General features: G+C 69.8%; 1 pseudogene. It reads left to right on the top strand.

The features are described from left to right. A pseudogene (locus tag O3Q52_RS53580) lies at positions 1–940 on the top strand (hypothetical protein); the annotation flags it as partial.

Genomic DNA, 940 nt, shown 5'->3' with positions numbered 1-940 from the left:
ACCACCGACTTCCCGGACGGCAGCAGTACTTCCTTCGACCCGGACAGCGGGCTGCGCACCAGCACATCGCCGGACGGCACGGTCACCACGCAGGACCTGGGCGACGGTCTGAAGGTGACGAACCCCGACGGTTCGGTGACGTCGCTCGGCGACGACGGGAAGCTGACGACGACGTTCCCGGACGGCACCACCCAGACCGTCGACCCGTCGACCGGCCAGGCGGTCACCACCGACCCGGACGGCAAGACGATCAGCGAGAACCTGGGCAGCCTGGGCAACCTCAACGGTCAGAACAACATCAACGACCTCGGCGACCTGGGAGATCTCGGAGACCTGGGCGACATCGACAACGACGTGACCACCGAGTCGCTCGGCAACCTCGGGGACCTCAACAACGACGGGTCCGCGCTGGAGACCCCCACCGGCGGCGAACTCACGCTCGACGACGCCGGGGACTTCACCACCACCTTCGCGGACGGCAGCAGTACCTCCTTCGACCCGGACAACGGGCTGCTCACCTCCACCGACGCGAACGGCGACACCACCACCACGGACCTCACCCACGGGGCCACTGTGACCAACCCGGACGGCTCCGTCACCACCCTCGACAACGGCCAGCTGACCACCACCTTCCCCGACGGCAGCACCCAGGTCATCGACCCGGACACCGGCATCGCCACCCTCACCGACCCGCAGGGCAACACCGAGAGGGTGGACCTGCACGACCTCAACTCCGACGCAGGCAACGACCGCTCGGACATCCTCGACGGCCTCGGCGACCTCAACGGGGTCGGTGGCGGCGACGGAACCGTCTCCCGGGACGTGCCGCTCTCCGAACTGGGTCTCGGCGGAGGCGCGAGCGGCGGCGGCCTGGGCGGTGGCCTCTCCGGGGCGGACTCCCTGTCCTCGAACGAGTTCAGCGGGGCCGGCGCCGCCCCCC

This window comes from Streptomyces sp. ActVer (assembly GCF_027270795.1).
In the GTDB taxonomy this organism is placed as follows: domain Bacteria; phylum Actinomycetota; class Actinomycetes; order Streptomycetales; family Streptomycetaceae; genus Streptomyces; species Streptomyces umbrinus_A.
This window is presented reverse-complemented; position numbering and strand designations above follow the sequence as displayed.